Genomic DNA, 22,239 nt, shown 5'->3' with positions numbered 1-22,239 from the left:
CGCGACCGGTGTCGCGCGGCGTCTCGCCGGCGGGCGCCGCCGCCCCTGTCCCGCTACTCCGCCAGCCAGCCCTGCAGCGTGGCGATGGCTTCGCGGCGCATGGAGTCGGGCAGCGTGGAGATGCGCGTGCGGTGGCTGCCGCCGGGCTGGACGAAGACGCGCATGTTGCGTTTGTCGGGCGTTACGGTCCACGCCGCCCCGGGCGCCGTCCACGGATCGTCGCCGCCGTAGACGAAGATCATGCGCGGATCGTTCTTTTCGAGGTATCGGGCCACCTTGCGGTAGAGCTTCTTCGAGAATTTCGCACGCCGCAGCTCTTCGGGCAGGAAGATGCGCCGCAGATAATCCTTCGCGGTACGCACCGAGACGTACTCGCGGAACGGTTCGATGTCATAGGGATAGTAGCCCAGCTCCCGTGCGGCCTGCACGAAGAAGGGCGTGGTGGGGTTCTCGGCCGTGAAATACTCGGGCCCCACGGAGGCGAGCAGATAGTCGAGCAGCTCCTTGTCGGAGGCTTCGGCGGAGGGAATCTCCTCGACGGGCCTCCCCCACTGCCAGAACGAGAAGGCGTATTCGAGCACGCAATAGTCGAAAATCTCCTCCACGGGCAGGCGGAACTCATATCCCTTCTCTTCGCAGAAGGCACGGAACGCGGGCATCAGCCGCTCCTTGCGGCGGAACGCTTCGGTCTGGAACGCTTCGACGGCGGCACGGTTTTCGGGGGTCGACACCCCGGCCAGAAAGGGTGCGAAACGCTTGTCCTCGCGGGCTTTGCAGAGCGGTCCCACATAGGGTACGTACATGTCCATATCCTCCGGGAAATAGGCGGCGTAGAGCATCGTCGTGGTGCCGCCCTTGCTGATGCCCGAGGCGATCCACTTGTTGGGATAGACCGTGCGGAACGTCTCCGCGATGCGGTGCAGGTCGTAGGCCGAATTTTCGGCGGTCAGATACCGCCAGTCGTGCGACTCGGGCGTCGAACGGTCGAAATAGCGGTGTTCGACGAAGACGATGTTCGCGTCGAAGAATTTCGAAAGTTCGTCGCGGTAGGTCTCCTTCAGCGCGAGGTTGGCGTCGTAGCCCTGCGTGATGAGGAGCGTGGGGCGATCCCAGCCCACGTGCATCACCACGACGCGCTGGCGGAAGGTCCCCCGCTCGGGGCGGCGCCAGTCGACGGGCTGGGTGAGCATCACCTCGTATTTTCCGGCGAACTCGCCCGCGGGCATGGACTTGATTTCGCACACGCCGTCAAGCGCGGCGATCCGTTTCTCGATGTCGCCGTCGGGCGTTCCGGCGGCGACGGCCATCGACGCCAGCAGCGCGAGGCACAGAAGTGTCAGTCGTTTCAACATAGTCGGGTTATTCGTTTCGGAAGACAAAGATAACACATGCGATTCACAAAAACAAACGCCCCGGCAAACGGCCGGGCGGCCTCGTGGCGCATGCCGCGCGCCGGCCCGGCCAACGGCCCGATGCCGCGCTGCAACGCCCGGGGCCCCGAATCGGCCGCGCCGCGCCGTGCGGGCCGCAGCCTCCGGCGGTACGCGCCGCCCTTTCGGAGCCTGCATTGCAGGCTGCCACCCCGCGTCGCACCGTCAAAGGCCTTCCGGGATTGCCGCGCCGTCGGCCACCGAAAGATACCGAACCTCCGCCCGCGACACGGGCGCAGAGCCGCCCGCCGCTCTCTTCGCCGCACAAGAGGGAAGGAGGGAGGGCCCCGCCGCACGTGGGGAGGAGATCTGCGAACGCCACTACGGCCGTCCAGCACGGCCGGCGGATGGTCCGAACGACGCCGAATCGCAGGCATCCGCCTGTTATTCTCCGCTCCGTCCCGCCGCCCAATCCGACGAGGTCCTCCCGTCTTAGGCTTCGTCCAAGATACCCCGGCGAAAAACGAACGGCCCCGCCCGCACGCCCGGCTCTTCGTACCGGCCGCGTCTTCGGAGGCTCCCGTCCGGCACGACCGAATAAATTCGCTTTTGCCCGCCTCATTCCCACCCCTGACTGCATTTCGGACACTGGCGGGTAGAAAACGAACGGAATTGGCTTTTGTACCCGACTTTTCGTATCTTTGGCTCCGTCTTAGATACTCCCGACCGGCAAAATCAAATTTATTTGCTTTTGCGCCCGACTTATTCGTATCTTTGTGCGATTATATGCCTTTCGAAAAATGAGAATCGTTACCACCCTTCTGCTCGCAGCCCTGCTTTCCGCATCGTGCGGACCCCGCACCGCCCGGACGCAAGAGAGCGCAGCGGCGGCCTCCGCCCGGCAATCCGCGTCTGCCGAGCGTTACACCTATGTCGTACGCAACGTCTACCCCCACCTCACGACCAGCTATACGCAGGGTCTACAGTTCGCCGACGGCGAGCTGTGGGAGGGTACGGGCGAATACGGCCGTTCGGTGCTCCAGCGGCTCGACCTCGCGACGGGCAGGGCCGATGTGAAGGTCCGCCTTCCGCGCACGGAGTTCGGCGAGGGAATCACCCTGCTGGGCGACCGCATCTACCAGCTCACATGGACCAGCAACACCGTGCACGTCTACGACCGCCGCAGCTTCGAAAAGGTGGCCGACTTCCGCTACACGGGCGAAGGCTGGGGCCTCACCACGGACGGCACGAAACTCTACATGAGCGACGGCACGTCGACCATCCGCGTCGTGGACCCCGCCACGTTCCGGCGCGAACGGGACATTCCCGTAACCTACGAAGGACAGGCGGTGGAGCTGCTCAACGAACTGGAATGGATCGACGGCCGGATCTGGGCCAACGTCTACACCACGGACCAGATCGCGGTGATCGACCCTGCGACGGGCGTCGTCGAAGGGGTCGTCGACCTCACGGGACTGCTGCCCGACGCGGACCGCACCCCCCGGACCGACGTGCTGAACGGCATCGCCTACGACGAGGCGACGGGCCGCATCTTCGTAACGGGCAAACGATGGAACAAACTTTTCGAAATCGAGATCGTGAAACAGTAGACCGATGAACGGAAAAAATCTCGCGCAGGCTCTCGGCGAACGCATCCTGCTGCTCGACGGCGGATTCGGGACCATGATCCAGCAATACGGTCTCGGCGAAGAGGACTACCGCGGCGAGCGGTTCGCCGGGTGGCACACGCAGCTCAAGGGCTGCAACGACCTGCTCTGCCTCACGCGGCCCGACCTCGTGCGCGAAATACACGCCGAATACCTGCAAGCCGGATCGGACATCGTAACGACCGACAGCTTCAACGCCAACGCCCTCTCGCTGGCCGGCTACGGACTGTCCGAGCACGTCTACGAAATCAACCGCGCGGCGGCGGCGCTGGCCCGCGCGGCGGCCGACGAATTCACGGCCCGCAACCCGTTCAAGCCCCGCTTCGCCGGCGGCTCGATGGGCCCCACGAGCCACACGCTCTCGCTGTCGGCCGACGTGGATTCACCCGCGGCGCGCGAGGTCTCGTTCGCGCAGATGGCCGAGGCCTACCGCGAGCAGGCACGCGGTCTTCTGGACGGCGGCGCCGACCTTCTGATGCTCGAAACCTTCTTCGACACGCTCAACGCCAAAGCGGCCATCTATGCCGTCGAAACGCTCTTCGCCGAGCGCGGCATGCGGCTGCCCGTCGTCGTTTCGGGCACGCTGACCCCCTCGGGGCGCACCCTCTCGGGGCAGACGGTCGAAGCCTTCTATGCCTCCGTGGCCCACGCCGCGCCGCTGGCCGTGAGCCTCAACTGCTCGTTCGGCGCCCGGGCGCTGCTGCCCTACCTCGAACGGCTGGCCGCCGTGGCCGAATGCCGCGTGGCGGTCTACCCCAATGCGGGGCTGCCCAACGTGATGGGCGGCTACGACGAGACGCCCGCGATGTTCGCCGAGGATGTCGGCGAGTACATGCGCCGCGGGCTGGTGAACCTCGCGGGGGGCTGCTGCGGCACCACGCCGGCCCACATCTTCGAACTCTCGAAAATCGTCGGACGATACGCGCCCCGCCCGCTGCCCGCACCGTCGCACACGACCGTACTCGCCGGCCTCGAACCGCTGCGGATCGTCCCCGAAGCCAACTTCGTCAATGTCGGCGAGCGGACCAACGTCGCCGGCTCGGCCAAGTTCGCCCGCCTGATCCGCGCACACGACTACGAAGCGGCCGTCTCGGTCGCCCGCGCGCAGGTCGAAGCGGGGGCGCAGATCGTGGACGTCTGCATGGACGACGGTCTCATCGACGGCCCCGAAGCGATGCGCACCTTCCTCGACCTCGCGGCCGCGGAACCCGAAGTGGCCCGCGTGCCGGTGATGATCGACTCGTCGGACTGGGAGGTGCTCGAAACGGGCCTCCGATGCGTGCAGGGCAAAAGCGTCGTCAACTCCATCTCGCTCAAGGAGGGCGAGGCGGAGTTCCTGCGGCGCGCGGAGCTGATCCGCCGCTACGGAGCCGCCGCCGTGGTGATGCTCTTCGACGAGGCGGGGCAGGCCGACACCTATGCCCGCAAGATCGCCGTGGCGCAGCGGGCCTACGACCTGCTGACGGCCCGCGGATTTCCGGCCGAGAACATCATCTTCGACCCCAACGTACTGGCCGTGGCCACGGGCATCGAGGCCCACGACGCCTATGCCCGCGACTTCATCGAAGCCGTGCGCTGGATCAAGCGCCATCTGCCCCGCGCCAAGGTCTCGGGCGGCGTGTCGAACCTCTCGTTCGCCTTCCGCGGCAACAACGCCGTGCGCGAGGCGATGCACTCGGCCTTCCTCTACCACGCGATCCGCGCCGGCATGGACATGGGCATCGTCAATCCGCAATTGCTGAAGGTGTACAGCCAGATCGAACCCGAACTGCTCGAACGGGTGGAGGACGTGATCCTCTGCCGCCGCGCCGACGCTTCGGAACGCCTCGCGGCCTATGCCCAGCAGGTCGGGACGACCGGCACGCCTTCCGAGAAGGCCGGCGACACATGGCGCTCCGGCACGCTCGAAGAGCGCATCGACCGCGCCATGCTCAAGGGCGTGGCCGACTACGTCGCCGACGACGCCCTCGAAGCCTGCCGCACGCTCGGTTCGCCGATGGCGGTGATCGACCGGCTGCTGATGCCCGCAATGGAGCGGGTGGGCGAACTGTTCGGCGCCGGCAAGATGTTCCTGCCGCAGGTCGTCAAGAGCGCCCGCGTGATGAAACGCGCCGTGGCGGCCCTCACGCCCTTCATCGAGCAGGGTGCGGCCGGCGGCGGCAGCGAGCGGCGCAGCGCCGGCAAAATACTGATCGCCACCGTGAAGGGCGACGTCCACGACATCGGCAAGAACATCGTCTCGGTCGTCATGGCCTGCAACGGCTACGAGATCCGCGACCTCGGCGTGATGGTCGAATCGTCCCGCATCGCGGACGAAGCGGTCGCATGGGGTGCCGACGCCGTCTGCCTGAGCGGTCTGATCACCCCGTCGCTCGACGAGATGATCCGCGTCTGCGAGGAGTTGCAGCGCCGCGCGCTGCGCATACCGGTCGTCATCGGCGGCGCCACCACGTCGGACGTGCACACGGCCGTGAAGATCGCCCCCGTCTACGAGGGCCCCGTGATCCACTCGGCGAATGCCAGCCGCAACAGTTCGATCCTCGCGCAGCTGCTCGGACCGGACGGCGACCTTTATGTCGCAAAGGTCCGCGCCGACCAGCAGGCCCTACGGGCCGACTACCGCCGGCGGCAGCTCGAACGGACGCTCGTGCCGATCGTCGAGGTGCGCAGGGAGCACAGGCCTCAGGTCGCATCGAGACCGGCCGAACCGGCGCATACGGGCAGGCTCGTCTTCCCCGACTTCGACATCGCGGATGTCGAGCGGTTCATCGACTGGAACTTCTTTTTCCCCGCATGGGGCCTCAAGGGACGCTACCCCGCGATCCTCGACCACCCCGAGAAGGGCGCCGAAGCGCGCAAGCTCTTCGACGACGCACAGGCGTTGCTGCGGCGGATCGCCGACGAGCGGCTGCTCAAACTGCAAGGCGTCGTCGGCATCTTCCCCGCCCGCAGCAAGGGCGACGACATCTTCGTTACGGACGCCCGCGGGCGCGAGGTCCGTCTGCCGATGCTCCGCAACCAGACACGCGGCGAGGAGCACCTTTCGCTCGCGGACTTCATCGCCCCCGCGGGCGACTGGATCGGAGCCTTCGCGGCCACGGCCGGCGTGGGACTGCACGAGCTGACCGCCCGGTTCCGCGACGAGGGCGACGACTACGACGCCATTCTCTCCAAACTGCTGGCCGACCGCCTCACCGAGGCCTTCGCCGAGACGCTCCACCGCTTCGTGCGGCGCGAAATGTGGGGGTACGAAACGGGCCCCGACCTCGCGCCTGACGAGATCGTCCGCGGCCGGTACCGCGGCCTCAGGATGGCCTTCGGCTACCCCGCGACTCCGGACCACTCGCTCAAACGCGAGGTCTTCGACCTGCTGGGCGTGGAGCGCACCACGCAAATGAAGCTGACGGAGAACTGGATGATCGACCCGGGCGAGGCGCTCTGCGGGCTTTTCCTCGCCGACGCCCGCTATTTCTCCGTGGGGACGATCGACACCGAGCAGATGCTCGACTACGCGGCGCGGCGCGGCATGGAACCCGAAACCCTCAAAAGACTGATACCGAACAATCTCTGACGCGGCCGAAGGCCGCCGGATCATCCGCCGGAACGGGATGCCGGCGCTCCGGGCCGCAAAAAACGAACAGAAAACCGAACGGGCAGACCGGATACGAAAGCCATGAATGTCGTAAAAATCATCCACGACGCACTCGCCGAGGGCCGCACGCGCTTCGCCTTCGAGCTGCTCCCGCCCCTCAAGGGCGAGGGCAAGCACGGCGTGTACGACGCCATCGACCCCCTCGCGGAGTTCGATCCCGCCTACATCAACGTTACGTTCCACCGCGAGGGAATCAAGCAGACGGTGCGCCCCGACGGCAGCGTCGAACGCCACGTGGTGCGCCGCCGCCCCGGCACGGTGGGCATCTCGGCCGCCATCCGCCGCAAATACGGCGTCGAGACGGTGCCGCACCTCATCTGCGGCGGCCTGTCGCGTTACGACATCGAGGACGCCCTGATCGACATGGACTTCCTCGGGCTGCACAACGTGCTGGCCCTGCGCGGCGACAAATCGAAGAACGAGGAGCGCTTCACGCCCCACCCGCAGGGCCACGCCCACGCCGCGGATCTCGTGCGGCAGATCGCGGCCATGAACCGCGGCGAATTCGTCGACGGCGAAGCGGAGGCGTGCCACCACTCGAAGTTCTCGATCGGCGTGGCGGGCTACCCCGAAGCCCACTTCGAATCGCCCGACGCCGCCGCGGATCTCATGCGGCTCCGCGAGAAGGTGGAGGCCGGCGCGGAGTACGTCGTAACGCAGATGTGCTTCGACAACGGCCGGTTCTTCGACTTCGTGCGCCGCTGCCGCGAAGCGGGCATCACGGTGCCGATCATCCCGGGGCTCAAGCCCCTCTCGACCCTTCGGCACCTCACGGTCCTGCCCGACGTATTCGGCGTCTCGATCCCCGATGCGCTGCGCCGCGAAGCGGAGGCGCATCCCGCAGGCGTGCGCGAAGTGGGCATCGAATGGGCCGCGGCTCAGGCTCGCGAGCTCAAGGCGGCCGGCGTGCCGGTGATCCATTTCTACACGATGGGACGCACGGACAACATCCGCCGCATCGCACAAACCGTATTCTGAACCCATGAAAACCGCACACATCCTCCCCTTCGCTCCCGCCGCAGGCCGTCCGCACACGGCAGACGCACACGGAAGCAGACACGGCATTCCGCATGCAGGGTCCGCCCCGACGAACGGCATCCCCGCCGCGCGGCCCGGACGGAGCGCCGCAAACCCCGTTACAAGATCCGTATGCCGATGACACCGCTCGAATTCCGCCGCCGCCTGCACCGCCGCCCCGAACTCTCGTTCGAGGAGCACGAAACCGCAGCCTTCATCGAACGGCAGCTCGCCGAAGCGGGCATCCCCTGCCGCCGCATCGCCCGCACGGGCGTGCTGGCCGCGCTCGAAGGCCGGGGCGATCCGCGGCGCGCCGTCGTACTGCGCGCCGACATCGACGCCCTGCCCATCCGCGAGCGGGCCGACGTGCCGTGGCGCTCGGAACGCGAGGGGGCGATGCACGCCTGCGGCCACGACGTGCATGCCGCCGTGCTCTACGGCACGCTCGTGAGGCTGGCGGCGCGCCGCGACTTCGAGGGGACGATCTTCGGGCTCTTCCAGCCCGGCGAGGAGTGCAACCCGGGCGGCGCGTCGCTCGTGCTGGCCGAGGAACCTTTCGCGGGCTACGACGTGCGGGCCGTCGTCGGCGAACACGTCGAACCGGCGCTGGAGGTCGGCACGCTCGGCTTCCGCGCGGGCAAATACATGGCCGCGAACGACGAACTGCGTTTCACGGTCCGCGGCCGCGGAGGCCACGGAGCTCTGCGCGGACAACTCACGGACCCCGTGGCGGCGGCGGCGGAGCTCGTTACGGCGCTGCTGGCGCTCAACACGCCCGAATGCGTGCTCTCGATCGGGCGGATCGAAGCCGCGGGCGCCACGAACGTCATTCCGGACGAGGTGCGCATGGAGGGCACGCTCCGCGTCTTCGGCGACGCGGAGCGCGCAGCCGCCGAGAAACGCATCGGAGAACTCGCACGCGGCACGGACAGCCGCCACGGCACGGCCACCGACACGGAGATCAGCCGCGGCTATCCCTGCGTCGTGAACGATCCCGCGCTCACCGCACTGGCCGCCGCACTGGCCCGCTCGGCGGGATTCCGCGTCGAAATGCTCCCGCTGCGCACCACGGCGGAGGATTTCGGCTACTACACCACGCGCTATCCGGCGCTCTTCTATCGGCTGGGCGTGGGCGCAGCGGCCGGCCGCACCCACACGGCACTATTCAACCCCGACGAGGGGGCTATCGACAAGGGCATCGGGTTCATGACGGACCTCGCCCTGCAAATTTCAAAATCATGACACGAAAAAACGACACGAAACCCAAACGGCCGGACGCTTCGGAAAAGGAGCGCCAGATCGACCGCAAAACCCGAATCATAAAACTCTTCCGCGAGTTCCCCGACAGCAAGTTCTCGCTCAAGCACCTCGCCTCGGCCTCGGGCGGCGCCACCAAGGAGGGGCGCCGCGAAACGGGCCGGATCGTCGAAGAACTGCTCTCGGAGGGGATCGCCGAAGCGGCGGGGCGCGAGAAGTTCCGCCTCTCGGCGCGGCACCTTCCCCGCTACACGGGCACGGCCGACATGGCTCCGAGCGGATCGATCTACGTGCGGGTGGCGGAGCTGGAGGAGGACGTCTTCGTCAACCAGCGCGATTCGATCCACGCCCTCAACGGCGACACGGTGGAGGTGGTCATCACCCGCACGGGACGGGGCGGCTCGCCCGAAGGGGAGATCGTCCGCATCGTCGAACGCAGCCGCCGACCCTATGTGGGCGTGGCCGAGGTGGGCGAGCATCAGATCTTCGTGCGGTGCGACTCGCGCAAGATGCCGATGGACGTCTACCTCTCCAAGCGGGAGAACCCCGACGTGCAGGACGGCCAGAAGGTCGCCATACGCATCGCGGATTGGGCTGCGGGCAGCAAAAGCCCGACGGGCGAGCTGATCGAAATCCTCGGCACGGCGGGCGAGAACGACACGGAGATGCACTCGATACTGGCCGAATACGACCTTCCCTACCGCTTCGAGCCCGAAGTGGAGCAGGCCGCCGCCGCGATCGACGGCCGCATCACGGAGCGGGACTACGCCGAACGGCGCGACTTCCGCGCCATCACGACCTTCACGGTGGACCCGGCGGATGCGAAGGACTTCGACGACGCCCTGTCGGTGCGCCGGCTGAGAGACGGCGTCTGGGAGATCGGCGTCCACATCGCCGACGTTACGCACTACGTGCGCCCCCGCTCGGCGATCGACACCGAAGCCGAAGAGCGCGGCACGTCGGTCTACCTCGTGGACCGCACCGTCCCGATGCTGCCCGAACGGCTCTCGAACGAGCTTTGCTCGCTGCGGCCCCACGAGGAAAGCCTCTGCTTCTCGGCGGTCTTCACCCTCGACGAGGAGCTCGAAATTCTCGACGAGTGGTTCGGCCGCACGGTGATCTACTCCGACCGGCGCTTCACCTATGCCGAAGCGCAGGAGGTGATCGAAACCGGCAAGGGCGACTACGCCGAGGAGATCGCGACCCTCAACCGGCTGGCACAGGCCATGCGCCGCCGGCGCTTCCGCAACGGAGCGATCGCGTTCGACCGCGAGGAGGCCAAATTCATCCTCGACGAAAAGGGCAAGCCGCTGGGCGTCTACTTCAAGGAGCAGAAGGAGGCCAACATGATGATCGAAGAGTTCATGCTGCTGGCCAACCGCCGCGTGGCCGAATTCTGCGCCCACCGCAAGAGCGACAAGGGACGTTCGGTGCCCCGCACGATGGTCTACCGCGTGCACGACGCCCCGAGCGAGGAGAAGCTCGACCGCTTCCGGACCTTCATCCTGCGCTTCGGCCACATCTTCAAGGCATCGAAGGGACGCGCCGTGGCCAAGGAGCTGAACAAGCTGCTGGCCGAAGTGAAAGGCACCCCGCAGGAGAACGTCGTCTCGACGCTCGCCGTGCGCTCGATGGCCAAGGCATTCTACACCACGGACAACATCGGCCACTACGGGCTGGCCTTCCCCTGCTACACCCACTTCACCTCCCCCATCCGCCGCTATCCGGACATGATGGTCCACCGGCTTCTGGCCCGCTACCTCGCCGGCCAGAAGTCGGCCGACAAGCAGACGCTCGAAAACCTCTGCGCCCATGCCTCCGACCGCGAGCTCGTCGCCGCCGAGGCCGAGCGCGCCTCGATCAAATACAAGATGGTCGAATTCATGAAGGAGCGGATCGGCGAGGCATTCGACGGACGCATCTCGGGCCTCACCGAGTGGGGCGTCTACGTCGAGCTGGACGAGACACACATCGAGGGCATGTCGTTCCTGCGCGACATCGAAGGCGACTTCTTCCAGTTCGACGAACAACGCTACGAGATCTTCGGCCACCGCACCGGCATGCGGCTCACGCTGGGCGACCCCGTGCGCATCCGCGTGAAACGCTCCGACCTCCAGAAACGGCAGCTCGACTTCGAACTGCTGCTGGACGAGCGTCCCGAGACGCTCGCCGAGAAACTCGCCCGTTCGCAGCAAAAAAGCCGCAAACCGGCCGCAGCCGCCAAGGCGAAAAAAACGGGCAAAGGCGAGAAAAAAGCCAACGGCCGAACGGCCGACGGAAAGCGTAAAACGGTGAAGAAAAGCACGGAAGCCGCAGCAGGCTCCAAGACGGGAAAAGTCAGCAGGGAAAAGGAGGCCGCCCCCGCCCGAGGGCGCGGCAAAAATCGGTAGTCCCGCGCAGCCGAAGGGATGGCGGCAATCCGCGGACGAACGTTACAACGGTCCGAACCGCAGGGCCCGAATGCCGTCCGGATCCGGGCCGAAGACGGAAAACGAAGGCGGGAAACGAAGGCGGGAAAGCCGGTCTCTTCACACGGCTGTTCCGGGATCAGTTATCCGTGCGGTTCGGCACCGGCGGCCGAACCGGAAACGAACCCTCGGACGAAGCGCGTCCGCCGCATCGGACGGCGGAGAAGAGGGAGCGAGCGAGACGGAACGAAAAGATTTTCCGAACGCCTCGGATTTCGTCCCTCAACCCCTGAAAGCAGCCCTCGTCCCGCGGGAGCGGCAGCCCCCCCCCGAAGGACGAGCTTCCGGCGTCAGAGACAGCGGCCGGCACGGTTCGGAAGAGCCGCAACCCGCAAACGCTTTCGACCGATCGGGGATCCCCCCCCGGTTCGCACCGAGGCGAAAACGAAAGCGGAAAGCCGGCCGTTTCCGCCCGCCGAGTACAGCACCGGCGTCCGTCCCAAACCTGTCGAGACTGACGCCCGGAAGGCAAGGCCGGCATGCGGCTCCTTCCCGCTGTCTCAGGCGAACCGACCCGATCGGACGGACGAGCGGCGGACGACCCGAAGACGACAATCGGAAAGGGGCTGTCTAACAAGTCCCGAAAATCGGAAATCACCCCTGCCGGAATGAATTCCGGCAGGGGTGAAATCGTTGAAATCAGACTTGTTAGACAACTCCTTTTTCATTCGTACTGCTCATCGGGAACTTTTCCCAATACGCAATTCTCTGAGGGAGGGGGGGGAGGACTTGTTAGTCAGCCCCTTTTTTATCCGTACTGCTCTTGCCGGACAGTCCCGTTTCAACACGTACCGCGATTCGGGAGGAGGTCCCGAACAGGCAATTCCCGAAGGGTTGAAAATATTGTCAGACAGCCCCTTCGCATGCGGTGCGATCCCGCAGCGCCTACTTCACGATCGCGGAGATCAGGAACGTCGCAGCTACCGTAAGGATGGCGTAAAGCTCGGGGAACGCCGCCAGAATCAGCGTCTTGCCCATCACATCATGGCCGTTGCCCACAGCGACGATACCGTTGGCGCAGACCTTCGCCTGCCAGATGGCGGCCGCGAGGTTCACGATACCGACCAGAATACCGGCGCCGAGGATGGCGGCACCCTGCAACATGGTGGGCTGCGCCAGCATACCCTGCACCATGAAGAAGCAGACGAAGCCGTAGAGGCCCTGCGAACCCGGCAGCGCCGAGAGGATCATATAACTGCCGAAGGCGCCTCCGTTCTTCTTCATCGCGCCCACGGCGGCCTGACCGCAGATCGACGTACCCACTGCAGATGCGATACCTGCGAGGCCCACCATCAGCGCTACGCCGACGTAAGCCATTACTAATGCTGTTGTTTCCATAAATGATTTGAGTTGTTTTTGATTTGCTTATGATTATACGTTATTTTTCCATCTTGCGTATCGGTTCGAACGCCCGCGTGGTCATTTCGAAACCCGCATTCTTGAAGAACTCCACGAACGTCAGACGCATCGGGTGTACGAACGACGAGATCGACGACATGAAGAGGTTGATGCCGTGGCCGATCAGCAGGATCACCGACGCACCGACGACTTCGAGCGCGACGACCCACCACGCAGTCCCCGACAGATCGCCGTCGAGCCCCGTCAGTCCGAGTGCCAGCCGGTTGAAGACCAGAGCCAGCACACCGCCCGAAAGGCCGATGGCGAACAGACGGATGTACGAGAGCACGTCGCCCAGCAGCCCCGTTACATTATTATAGGTGTTCCACAGCCCCGAACCGAAGTTGACGAAGAGGTTCTTGCCCGGCGAATTGAAGAAGAGCATCAGCACCGCACCCGCACCGAGCGCCGCATAGAAAGCGGGCGACGAAGTGGTGAAGCCGGGAATGACCCAACTCTCGTCGAGCAGCCCGAGCCCGCCCGCCAGACACGCCGCGAGCAGGATGACGAACCAGCCGAGCAGCCCGAGCGCATGGCGGAAGCCGAACACGCGCGACGTATGGACGATGTTGATGAGCATTCCGAAGAGGATCTGCACCACACCGAGCGCCAGCGCGATCGAGAAAAATTCGTTCTGAAAGTCGAGGAAGCGGAACCCGCGGAAGAGCGGCACCGAGGAGATCGGCATGCCGAAGAACGAATTGGAGAAGAAACCGAACACGACCGTCGCGCCGCCGCACAGCATCGTGAGGTTCGCGGCCTGCGCCAGCGACTTTCCGCCCTTGGCCCGCAGCAGAAGGCCGGCGGCCAGCAGCACGAGCCCATAGCCCGCATCGTTCAGGCAGATGGCGAAGAAAAGCATGTAGAAGGGCGCGAAATAGGGGGTCATGTCGACCGTACCGTACTTGGGCAGCGCATACATGCCGCCGATGAGCTCGAACAGCCTTGCGAAGCGGTTGTTCCGCAGCTTCACGGGCGTATTGTCCTCCGGCGTGGGATCGCTCTTCAGATAGACCACGTTGGGATACTCCGCCAGCAGCGCATCGACCTTGTCCGAGGTCTCTTTCTCGGCCCATCCCTCCATCACCGCGAGCGCACCATCGGCCGCGGACTGCGCCGTAGCCTTGACGCGCACGCCTTGCAGCCGCTCCCTGAGCGCCGAAGCGTGGGACGCGAGCAGCTTTTCCGACACGGCGACCCGCGAAAAATCGGCGTCGAGCGCCGCGAGCTGCGCCTTGTTTTCGGCGATCCGGCGTTCGGCCTCGCGGATGTCCATCGCGGGGCTCTTCATCTCCTGTGCGTCGATGGCCACCTCCGCATCGGGTGCGGCGACCACGACGAAGTAGACCGTCGACCCCTCCCCGGCGATCGGTTCGAGCGTATAACGCTCCGACCAATCGGCGCGATTCTTCTCGTAGACGCTCCGGTTGACCGAGAAGTAACGCAGCACGATGCCCCGTGCGGCGAGCGCTTTGACATCCTCCACGGAAAACGCCCCCCACGGACGCAGTTCGTCGGCCGCCTTTTCCAGTCGGGCGATCTCCCCGCGGAGCGCCGCGGCGGACTGCTGCGCCGCCACATAGCGTTCGTAAGCCTCGGCACCCGTGGCATACGGGGCGGCTGCGCCGTCGAAGCGGTCCGTTTCGCGGAAGGCGCGCAGGAACTCCGCGGCTTTGGCGTGGCCCTCGATGTCGAGCAACAGCTGGCGGTCCTCCTCGGAAGGCTCCCAGCCGACGGTGGTGATGTCCACGAGTCCGAGTTCGCGCAGCCGCTCGACGAAGTCCTCGCCTTGCGCCGCATAGAGCACAAAATCGTATTTCGACATTCTGGCTATCATAACGTCATGCCCTCCCCGGCTTGCTGTTGTTTGGTTTTCACGATCTTCTGGGCCGATTTGGAGAGGTTCTCCTCATCTTCCATGAAGCGTTTGATCTTGCGTATGGCGTCCTCGTATCCGGGAATCTGCACCTTTTCGTACAGATTCACCTTCTGCGTGGTCTTGCGGCGCGCGTAGTCCAGCAGCTCCGTCTTGCGGTTGTACACCTCGTATTCGATGCCCAGCCGTGCGAGCCGCTTGAGGATGTCGATCCCGTCGGCATACCATGCGGGCGAGGAGAACAGATCGTAGGGCTTCTCGTCGAAACGGATCCCTTCGAGCACGGGCGTGCGCACGCCCGCGATCTTGCGGACCGAGAGTTCGACGTCGCCGACGCGCACGAGCGCCGGATCGAACTCGCCCCACAGCGACACCATGTAGTCGTACTCGGACTCGAGGAGTTCGAGACGGCGGCGGCAGTCGCTCGCGGAATCCCTCGCCTTCTTCACCTCGGAGCGGAGCGCCGACTCCTTACTTTTGATCGTAGGGAGCGCTTTCTGGCGCATCTTGAGCTGCTTGCCGAGTTCGCCGAGCGAAGTCTTGTTGTATTGGAATTTGATGGCCATAGGGCATTACGCTTCTTTCCAGTATTTTTTGATGAGCTCCTCCTTGATGGCGACCTCCTCCTTCGAGAAGTATTCGGCGAAAAGGCCCCAAGCCGTGTCGAGCATCTCGTCGATGCTGATGTTCACGTCGATGGAGAGCAGCTTCACCGAGTAGTCGTAGGCGAACTTCAGCGTGCGCTCGTCGTAGTCCGACAGGTCGAAACCGTTTTCGAGCTTGGTCTTGGCATTGGCCGCGTCGGCATACAGGCGCACGCAGGCGTTCATCACCTGCGGATGGTCCTCGCGGGTCTTCTTGCCGATCACGAGCTGTTTCAGACGCGACAGCGAACGGAACGGGTCAACGATGACCTTGCCCGTGTCGGAGTCGTTGCGCAGGAACAGCTGTCCCTCGGTGATGTACCCCGTGTTGTCGGGAATGGCGTGCGTGATGTCGCCGCCCGAGAGGGTCGTAACGGCGATGATCGTGATCGACCCCCCGTTGGGGAGCTGCACGGCTTTCTCGTAGATCTTCGCAAGGTCCGAGTAGAGCGAGCCGGGCATCGAATCCTTCGAGGGAATCTGGTCCATGCGGTTCGACACGATGGCCAGCGCATCGGCATAGAGGGTCATATCCGTCAGCAGCACGAGCACCTTCTCGCCCTTGTCCACGGCGAAGTACTCGGCGGCCGTGAGGGCCATGTCCGGCACCAGCAGACGCTCGACGGGCGGATTCTCGGTCGTGTTGACGAACGAGACGATGCGGTCGAGCGCTCCGGCGTTCTCGAAGACCGACTTGAAATAGAGGAAGTCGTCGTTCGTGAGGCCCATGCCGCCGAGGATGATCTTGTCGGCCTTGGCACGCAGCGCCACGTTGGCCATCACGGCATTGTAGGGCTGGTCGGGGTCGGCGAAGAAGGGGATCTTCTGGCCCGTTACGATCGTGTTGTTCAGGTCGATGCCGGCGATGCCCGTGGCGATCAGCTCCGAAGGCTGCAAGCGCCGGAAGGGGTTCACCGTCGGGCCGCCGATCTCGCGGGCCTCGCCTTCGAGCGGTTCGCCCCCTTCGAGCGGCTCGCCGTAGGCGTTGAAGAAGCGGCCTGCGAGGTTGTCCGACACGCGGAGCTTGGGAGGCTCGCCCTGAAAGACGACCTCCGAGTCGGTCGAGATGCCCTCCGTGCCGGCGAATACCTGCAACGTTACGTTCCCGTCCATGATCTTCACCACCTGCGCGAGTTTGCCGCCCACGGTGGCCAGTTCGTCGTTGCCCACGCCCGACGCACGGAGCGTTACCGTGGCCTTGGTGATGTTGTCGATTTTGGTATATATTTTCTGAAATGCACGTGTTGTCATGGCTCGCTCTTATTTTGTCGTTTGTTGGTTCAGATACGCTTCGATCTGACGCTTGTAGTCCTCGAATTTTTCCGACCCCCACTCCGAGTAGTTCATCTGGCGGAAGAGGTTGATCAGTCCCTTGAAGAACTGCGAGCACTCCTCGAAGTCGGCGAACCCGAAGTCGCGGCGGCAGATGCCGATCACCATTTCGTACATCATCTTCTGCCGCTCCATGGGGCAGTTGGCGTCGATGGCGTCGAAGGCGTCCTGCTGCAGGATCACGAAGTCGATGAGCTCCGACTTCCAGAACCGCTCGTGGTACTCCACCGGCACGCCGTCGTCGCCGAGGATGTTGATCTGGTCGTTGGCCTCCTTGCCGCGCTGCACGACGGTCTTGCCTTCGTATACGAGGTCCACCCAATCCTTCTCGATCCGTTCGTCGAGGTATTCGCGGATTTCGGGGTATTCGAGGTACTTCGAATAGGATTCCAGCGGGTCGATGGCCGGATAGCGCTTCGAGTCGGCGCGGCCCTGCGAAAGCGCATAGAAACAGCGCGCGGCCTTCTTCGTCGACTCGGTTACGGGCTCTTTGAGGTTGCCGCCCGCGGGCGACACCGTACCGAGGAACGTTACCGATCCGGTCGCTCCGTTGGTCAGCCGCACCAGTCCGGCGCGCGAATAGAAGTTCGAGATGATCGCCGAGAGGTCCATCGGGAAGGCATCCTGCCCGGGAAGCTCCTCCAGACGGTTCGACATCTCGCGCAGCGCCTGCGCCCAGCGCGAGGTCGAGTCGGCCATCACGAGCACCTTCAGGCCCATCGAGCGGTAGTACTCGCCGATGGTCATGCCCGTATAGACCGACGCCTCGCGCGCGGCGACGGGCATGTTCGACGTGTTGCAGACGATGATCGTGCGCTCCATCAGTTTGTGGCCCGTGCGGGGGTCCACCAGTTCGGGGAACTCCTTGAAGATCTCGACCACCTCGTTGGCGCGCTCGCCGCAGGCCACCATGACGATCACGTCGGCGTCGGCCTGCTTCGAAATAGCGTGCTGGAGCACCGTCTTGCCGGCCCCGAACGGCCCCGGAATGAAGCCCGTGCCGCCCTCGGCCATCGGATTGAAGGTGTCGATGGCGCGCACGCCCGTAGCCATCACGCGCGACGGGCGGGGTTTCTCCGCATAACAGCGCACGGCCTGCTTCACGGGCCACTTCTGCACCATCGTGATCGCGTGGTCGCGCCCCTCGGCATCGGTAACCACGGCCACCGTATCCGTAACTTTGTATTTGCCCTCCGCCGCCACGCTCTTCACCGTATAGGTACCGGTCATCGTGAAGGGCACCATGATCTTGTGGTCGACCCACTGCTCCTTCACTTCGCCGAGCCACGACGCGGCCGACACCTTGTCGCCCGCTCCGGCCAGCGGCTTGAAGTCCCATTCGGCGTCGTAGTCGATCGGATCGGTGATCGAACCGCGCGCGATGAACAGCCCCTCCATCTTTTCGAGGTCGTTCTGCAAACCGTCGTAGTTGCGCGAAAGCAGGCCCGGCGCGAGCGTCGCTTCGAGCATGTGTCCCTCGAACTCGACCTTGTCGCCGACCTTCAGCCCGCGCGTGCTGTCGAAAACCTGCACATAGGCGCTGTCGCCTACGACCTTGATGACCTCGGCCATCATTTTGGTACCGCCCGTCCGCACGTAGCAGATCTCGTTCTGGCCGACGGGTCCGTCGGCCTTGACGATCACGATATTGGAGATGATACCATTTACACGTCCTGTTGTTTTCATTATCTGATTCATTGTTTATTGATCAACTCTTTGCCGTCGAGCTCCGCCAGCAGACGGCCGAACATCTCGCGGCCGCGGCGGTCGTCGAGCCGCGTCCAGCGCGCCACGATGTTCACGCGCACGAGGTAGGAAAGGATGGCGTCGATGTCGAAGTAGTCGAACGCGGCCAGCTCGGTCGATTCGTTCCAGCGCACGAGGTCGATCTTATGCTCCTTCTCGACCAGATTCGCTTCGTCGTTCACCGCAGCGATCACGGCGTCGATCCACGGCAGTTCGCCGCGCAGGCCGAAATCGGCCGCGGAGCTGCGGCGCAGCTGCCCGCTCACGTCGCCCCCGCCCACGACGACCTCCTCGGGCGTCCGGCCCGCGGCGCGTGCGGCCACGGCGGCGATGATGTTGCGCAGGTTGCGGTCGAAGAGCGACCATTCGCGCAGAAAGCGGCTCGACGACCGCGCGCACTCGGCATAGTAGGCATCGAAGAGCGCCGTCTCGAAACGCCGGTCCATGTCCAGCTCCCCGGCCTGTTCGCTTTCGGGATCGGCATAGGCGCGCACCGCATCCGCCACCCGCCGGGGCAGCCGGCCGGGGTTCTTCATCTGCTCGGCCAGCTCCTCGCGCGAGAAGTTGCCCAGCGGATTGTGCGCCGAGCGCCCTGCGCGGAGGGCGGCGATATTTTCGCAGTCGTAGTAGCCGTAGAGGAGGCGCACCGCCGCGGCATCGCGCCGCGAAACGCCGTCGAGCACCTCCGCGACGACGGCCTGCGCATCGAACCCCTTGGCATCGGTGTCGAGCGTGTACTCCCTCAGTCCGGCGACCAGACAGTAATATTCGGACCCGAACATGGTCTAAGCCTCGTAAAGCAGTTTGGAAACCTTACCGCGCAGATACTCGCCCAGCAGCGCATCGAAATCGGCATCGGAGAACGAGATGTAGTAGCCGCCCCCCCGGGCGCCCACCTTGAAGCCCGTGCGGACCTCCTTCGAGTAGCCGACCTCGATACCGGCGGCGAGCAGCCTGCGGGCCGACTCCCCGAATGCGGCGTCGAGTTTCTCCCGCTCCGCCTCGGGCAGCATGGCCTGCAACTCGACCTTCGGCGAATCGGCTCCGTTCCAGTTCTTCGCCACCGCGAGGAGCATCTCCTCGATGAAGGCGGGATCCATCGCCGCGCTCTTCACGGCCGGAGCGACGCTCTCGGCCACGATCATCGAAGCGATCTCGGACTTGATCTTCGCCACGGCCTGTTTGCCGGCGAGCGCGATCTCGGTCATGGCGTTCTTCTCGGCATCCGCGGCGCGAGCCTCGGCCTTCTTCACGATGCTCTCGGCTTCGGCGCGGGCCTCGGCGACGATCTTCGCGGCCTCGGCTTTCGCTTCGTTCACGAGGCGTTCGGCCTCGGCGCGGCCCTTCTCCAAGCCCTCGTCGTAGAGCTTCCGAGTCAACTGTTGCAGTTTGTCTTCCATAATGTGCTATTGTTTGATATTTACGTTCGGAACTTTGACTTACAAATATAGGAAAGATTCTTAAACTTGTTCCTCCGGCCCTCCGTTTTTTCCGTCTTTCCGATCAAAAAAAACACCAAAAAGCGAAAGACGAGACGCCGGAAAGCCGCCTCGTCTTTCGGATCGGAAGACCGGAATTCCTACCGGTGCTGGGGCCGCAGCAGGTCGAGCACCGTCTTCACGGGCGAAAAGGTCGAAACGGGCACTTCGACGAAGAGCGTGTTCCAGCGGGCCATCGCACCGTTCCAGAGGCCGGGAAGCTCCTGTGCGAGCAGCTCGCGGCCCCCGCTCGATTTGGCCGTGATGAAACCCGCCGAAGGATCGACGTACCTCCTCAGATCGAACTTCCGTCCGCGGAAGTCGCGGACGCCGCAGACCAGATCGACCGGATTGAAGTACGCCGCCGACCGCATCAGCTCCCGGTCGGCGGGCGCGATCTGGCTCGATTCGACGATCTGCAACGACTCGGTACCGTCCTGCCCGGCCACCCAGAAGGGGCCGCCGCCCGGCTCGCCTTCGTTGCGGACCATGCCGCAGACGCGGATCGGACGGTCGAGGATCGACCGCAGCAGCGCCTCGTCGCTGCGGGCCGGCAGTTTCACGCACAGCCTCTTTTCCACGAACTCGGCCGCGGAGGCCGGGTCCGCGCGGCCCGCGTCGAGCGCACGGAGCCATTCGAACGCCTCGGCCTGCAATTCGAGCAGCAGGCCGGCCAGCGCCTTTTTCCAGAGGATCGTATCGCCGCGCCGGGCGTCGGTGGTAACGTTGTCGATGTTCTTGACGAAGACGAGGTCGGCGTCGATCCCGTTCAGATTCTCGATCAGCGCGCCGTGGCCCGCCGGACGGAACAACAGACGCCCCTCGCCGGTGCGGAAGGGCGTGAGATCGGGATTCACGGCCACGGTGTCGGTCGACGGCTTCTGCACCGAAAACGAAATATCGTAACGCACGCCGTAACGCGCCTCGAAACAGGGCACCCTCTGCGAAAGCAGCGCCTCGAATCCGCCCCGGTGCTCGGGCGAAACGGTGAAGTGGATCCGCACCGTCCCGTCCGACGCGGCATACTGCGCTCCTTCGGCCAGATGCTCCTCGACCGCCTTGCGCGCCCCCTCCGGATAGGCGTGGAACGTAACGAGCCCCTTGGGTTTCGAGCCGTAGCCCAATCCGTCGTCCCGCACCACGGCGCGCACCACGGCGCAGTCGTCCGCATCGGGCGGCAGCACCCGTTCCAACTCGGGCCAGAAGGCGAAGCGGCGGATATTCTCCAGCAGCGTGTCGATCCCTCTGCCGCGCTTTCCCTCGTCGACGAATTCGAACAGCTCGCGGAACATGCGCGTCGCGGCGCCCGAGGCGGGCACGAACTTCACGATGCGAAGCCCCCCGGCCCGGGCGTCGTAGCGTGCGGCGGCTGCGGCCGTCTCGGCGGCCGTCAGCACGCGCACGCCGTCGCCGGCGGTCGCCGCGCGCACGACGGGGAGCGGCGGAAAGCCGCGTCTGAAATTTTCGATCTGGCGCCGTACGGTCTCCTCCGTGAGGCCGTGCTGCGCAATCTGGGACAAATCGGTAGCTGAAAACATCGAATACAAGGTTTTGATTTCGGTCGGTCTGCAAATATCTTCGAAATATAATGAAAATAATTCGTAACTTTGCATTTGGAAGTTACGAAAAGAGTGTAATTTATTGGAAATGAGCGTAGGTTAATTGCTCTTGATAGTAATAGGTTACGATTTAGTTAGTTATCTACTGCATTATCCTTCTGCGCGTTGCGTAACCTTCAAAGAACTCTTCGTATGCAAAAGTAGCTATTTAATTCGAGATTTTGATATAAACTCCCGTTTTTTATCCCCTCATTCATAAGAATTTTCCGTAAAAGCGGTATTGTCCGTCGGCACACCATTGCCCAAAACGAGTTTGGAACAAACGTGTGCCGACTACCGCATAGCTGGAGAAAAGGGCATTGCCTCACGCCTAAACGATGTTTAGACAGATGAAGCAATGCCCCTTTCTTTTGCGCCTATGCCAAGAGATGCTTTTACGGGTTTTCAAATGATTTTTCTTTTTTCGCTGTCTCTTTTGCCGGAAGCGGAAAGTGAATGCAGAGTGTGTCAGCCTGCCCCATGAATGAAACAGGCGCCCACACACAGCCGGACAAACCGGGAAGAATGATTGTTGCCACCCGGCTGAACAAGTTCCGTCGGATCGGAAACAATCATACTTCCTTTGTTGTGGTTTGCCCTTTTCACGCTTCCGGTGATGTCTTTTTCCTTTTGGTGATTCTTTTTTTTACGGATTTTCCCCTGAAGTTTTTTTCTACACAATCTGCCTCTGTTTTCGTTTACCTCCATTTTGCGCCTTTCAGTAAGCCGCATCAGT

15 protein-coding genes are annotated in these 22,239 nt (G+C 64.1%); 5 read left to right on the top strand and 10 right to left on the bottom strand.

The window, feature by feature from the left end:
• Window positions 1-53: 53 nt before the first annotated feature.
• Window positions 54-1,352, bottom strand: a complete 1,299-nt coding sequence (locus tag BN3659_RS12235) for a S28 family serine protease (protein ID WP_091537253.1) — start codon at window positions 1,350-1,352, stop codon at window positions 54-56.
• Between the two features lie 818 nt (window positions 1,353-2,170).
• Here BN3659_RS12235 and BN3659_RS12230 point away from each other — a divergent pair.
• The 5 genes from BN3659_RS12230 to rnr all read left to right on the top strand — a co-directional run bounded on the left by BN3659_RS12230 (window position 2,171) and on the right by rnr (window position 11,353).
• Window positions 2,171-2,980: a glutaminyl-peptide cyclotransferase gene (locus BN3659_RS12230; protein WP_091537252.1), complete on the top strand. Its 810-nt coding sequence runs from the start codon at window positions 2,171-2,173 to the stop codon at window positions 2,978-2,980.
• A gap of 4 nt (window positions 2,981-2,984) precedes the next feature.
• Window positions 2,985-6,608, top strand: a complete 3,624-nt coding sequence (gene metH, locus BN3659_RS12225; RefSeq protein ID WP_091537250.1) for a methionine synthase — start codon at window positions 2,985-2,987, stop codon at window positions 6,606-6,608.
• Between the two features lie 102 nt (window positions 6,609-6,710).
• A complete protein-coding gene (locus BN3659_RS12220; RefSeq protein WP_091537249.1) occupies window positions 6,711-7,667 on the top strand; it encodes a methylenetetrahydrofolate reductase in 957 nt (318 codons plus the stop codon).
• Window positions 7,668-7,844: 177 nt separating this feature from the next.
• Complete coding sequence (locus BN3659_RS12215; protein ID WP_091537281.1) at window positions 7,845-8,948, top strand: M20 family metallopeptidase; 1,104 nt, start codon at window positions 7,845-7,847, stop codon at window positions 8,946-8,948.
• Entirely contained in the window at window positions 8,945-11,353 is a 2,409-nt protein-coding gene (rnr, locus tag BN3659_RS12210; protein ID WP_091537247.1) for a ribonuclease R, read from the top strand. The genes BN3659_RS12215 and rnr overlap by 4 nt, the downstream gene beginning before the upstream one ends.
• 963 nt (window positions 11,354-12,316) lie before the next feature.
• On the opposite strand, the gene BN3659_RS12205 is transcribed toward rnr, so the two are convergent.
• From BN3659_RS12205 to BN3659_RS13710, 9 genes are all read right to left on the bottom strand, one after another.
• Complete coding sequence (locus tag BN3659_RS12205) at window positions 12,317-12,748, bottom strand: ATPase (protein ID WP_091537246.1); 432 nt, start codon at window positions 12,746-12,748, stop codon at window positions 12,317-12,319.
• A gap of 61 nt (window positions 12,749-12,809) precedes the next feature.
• Entirely contained in the window at window positions 12,810-14,666 is a 1,857-nt protein-coding gene (locus tag BN3659_RS12200; protein ID WP_171847768.1) for a V-type ATP synthase subunit I, read from the bottom strand.
• Window positions 14,663-15,271, bottom strand: coding sequence for a V-type ATP synthase subunit D (locus BN3659_RS12195; protein ID WP_091537244.1), 609 nt, complete (start codon window positions 15,269-15,271; stop codon window positions 14,663-14,665). The genes BN3659_RS12200 and BN3659_RS12195 overlap by 4 nt, the downstream gene beginning before the upstream one ends.
• A 6-nt stretch (window positions 15,272-15,277) precedes the next feature.
• Window positions 15,278-16,600, bottom strand: a complete 1,323-nt coding sequence (locus tag BN3659_RS12190) for a V-type ATP synthase subunit B (RefSeq protein ID WP_091537242.1) — start codon at window positions 16,598-16,600, stop codon at window positions 15,278-15,280.
• A 9-nt stretch (window positions 16,601-16,609) separates the two neighbouring features.
• Entirely contained in the window at window positions 16,610-18,367 is a 1,758-nt protein-coding gene (locus BN3659_RS12185) for a V-type ATP synthase subunit A (RefSeq protein WP_091537278.1), read from the bottom strand.
• An 8-nt stretch (window positions 18,368-18,375) separates the two neighbouring features.
• Window positions 18,376-19,209: a DUF2764 family protein gene (locus BN3659_RS12180; protein WP_091537240.1), complete on the bottom strand. Its 834-nt coding sequence runs from the start codon at window positions 19,207-19,209 to the stop codon at window positions 18,376-18,378.
• A gap of 3 nt (window positions 19,210-19,212) precedes the next feature.
• Window positions 19,213-19,827: a hypothetical protein gene (locus BN3659_RS12175; protein WP_091537239.1), complete on the bottom strand. Its 615-nt coding sequence runs from the start codon at window positions 19,825-19,827 to the stop codon at window positions 19,213-19,215.
• A 179-nt stretch (window positions 19,828-20,006) separates the two neighbouring features.
• Window positions 20,007-21,443: a DUF4301 family protein gene (locus tag BN3659_RS12170; protein WP_091537237.1), complete on the bottom strand. Its 1,437-nt coding sequence runs from the start codon at window positions 21,441-21,443 to the stop codon at window positions 20,007-20,009.
• A 528-nt stretch (window positions 21,444-21,971) separates the two neighbouring features.
• Window positions 21,972-22,235, bottom strand: a complete 264-nt coding sequence (locus tag BN3659_RS13710; protein ID WP_005653600.1) for a hypothetical protein — start codon at window positions 22,233-22,235, stop codon at window positions 21,972-21,974.
• Window positions 22,236-22,239: the final 4 nt, after the last annotated feature.

The organism is Alistipes sp. CHKCI003 (genome assembly GCF_900021155.1).
Classification (GTDB): Bacteria; Bacteroidota; Bacteroidia; order Bacteroidales; family Rikenellaceae; genus Alistipes; species Alistipes excrementavium.
The sequence above is the reverse complement of the archived record's forward strand: the minus strand, read 5'-3'. Positions and strand labels throughout refer to the sequence as shown.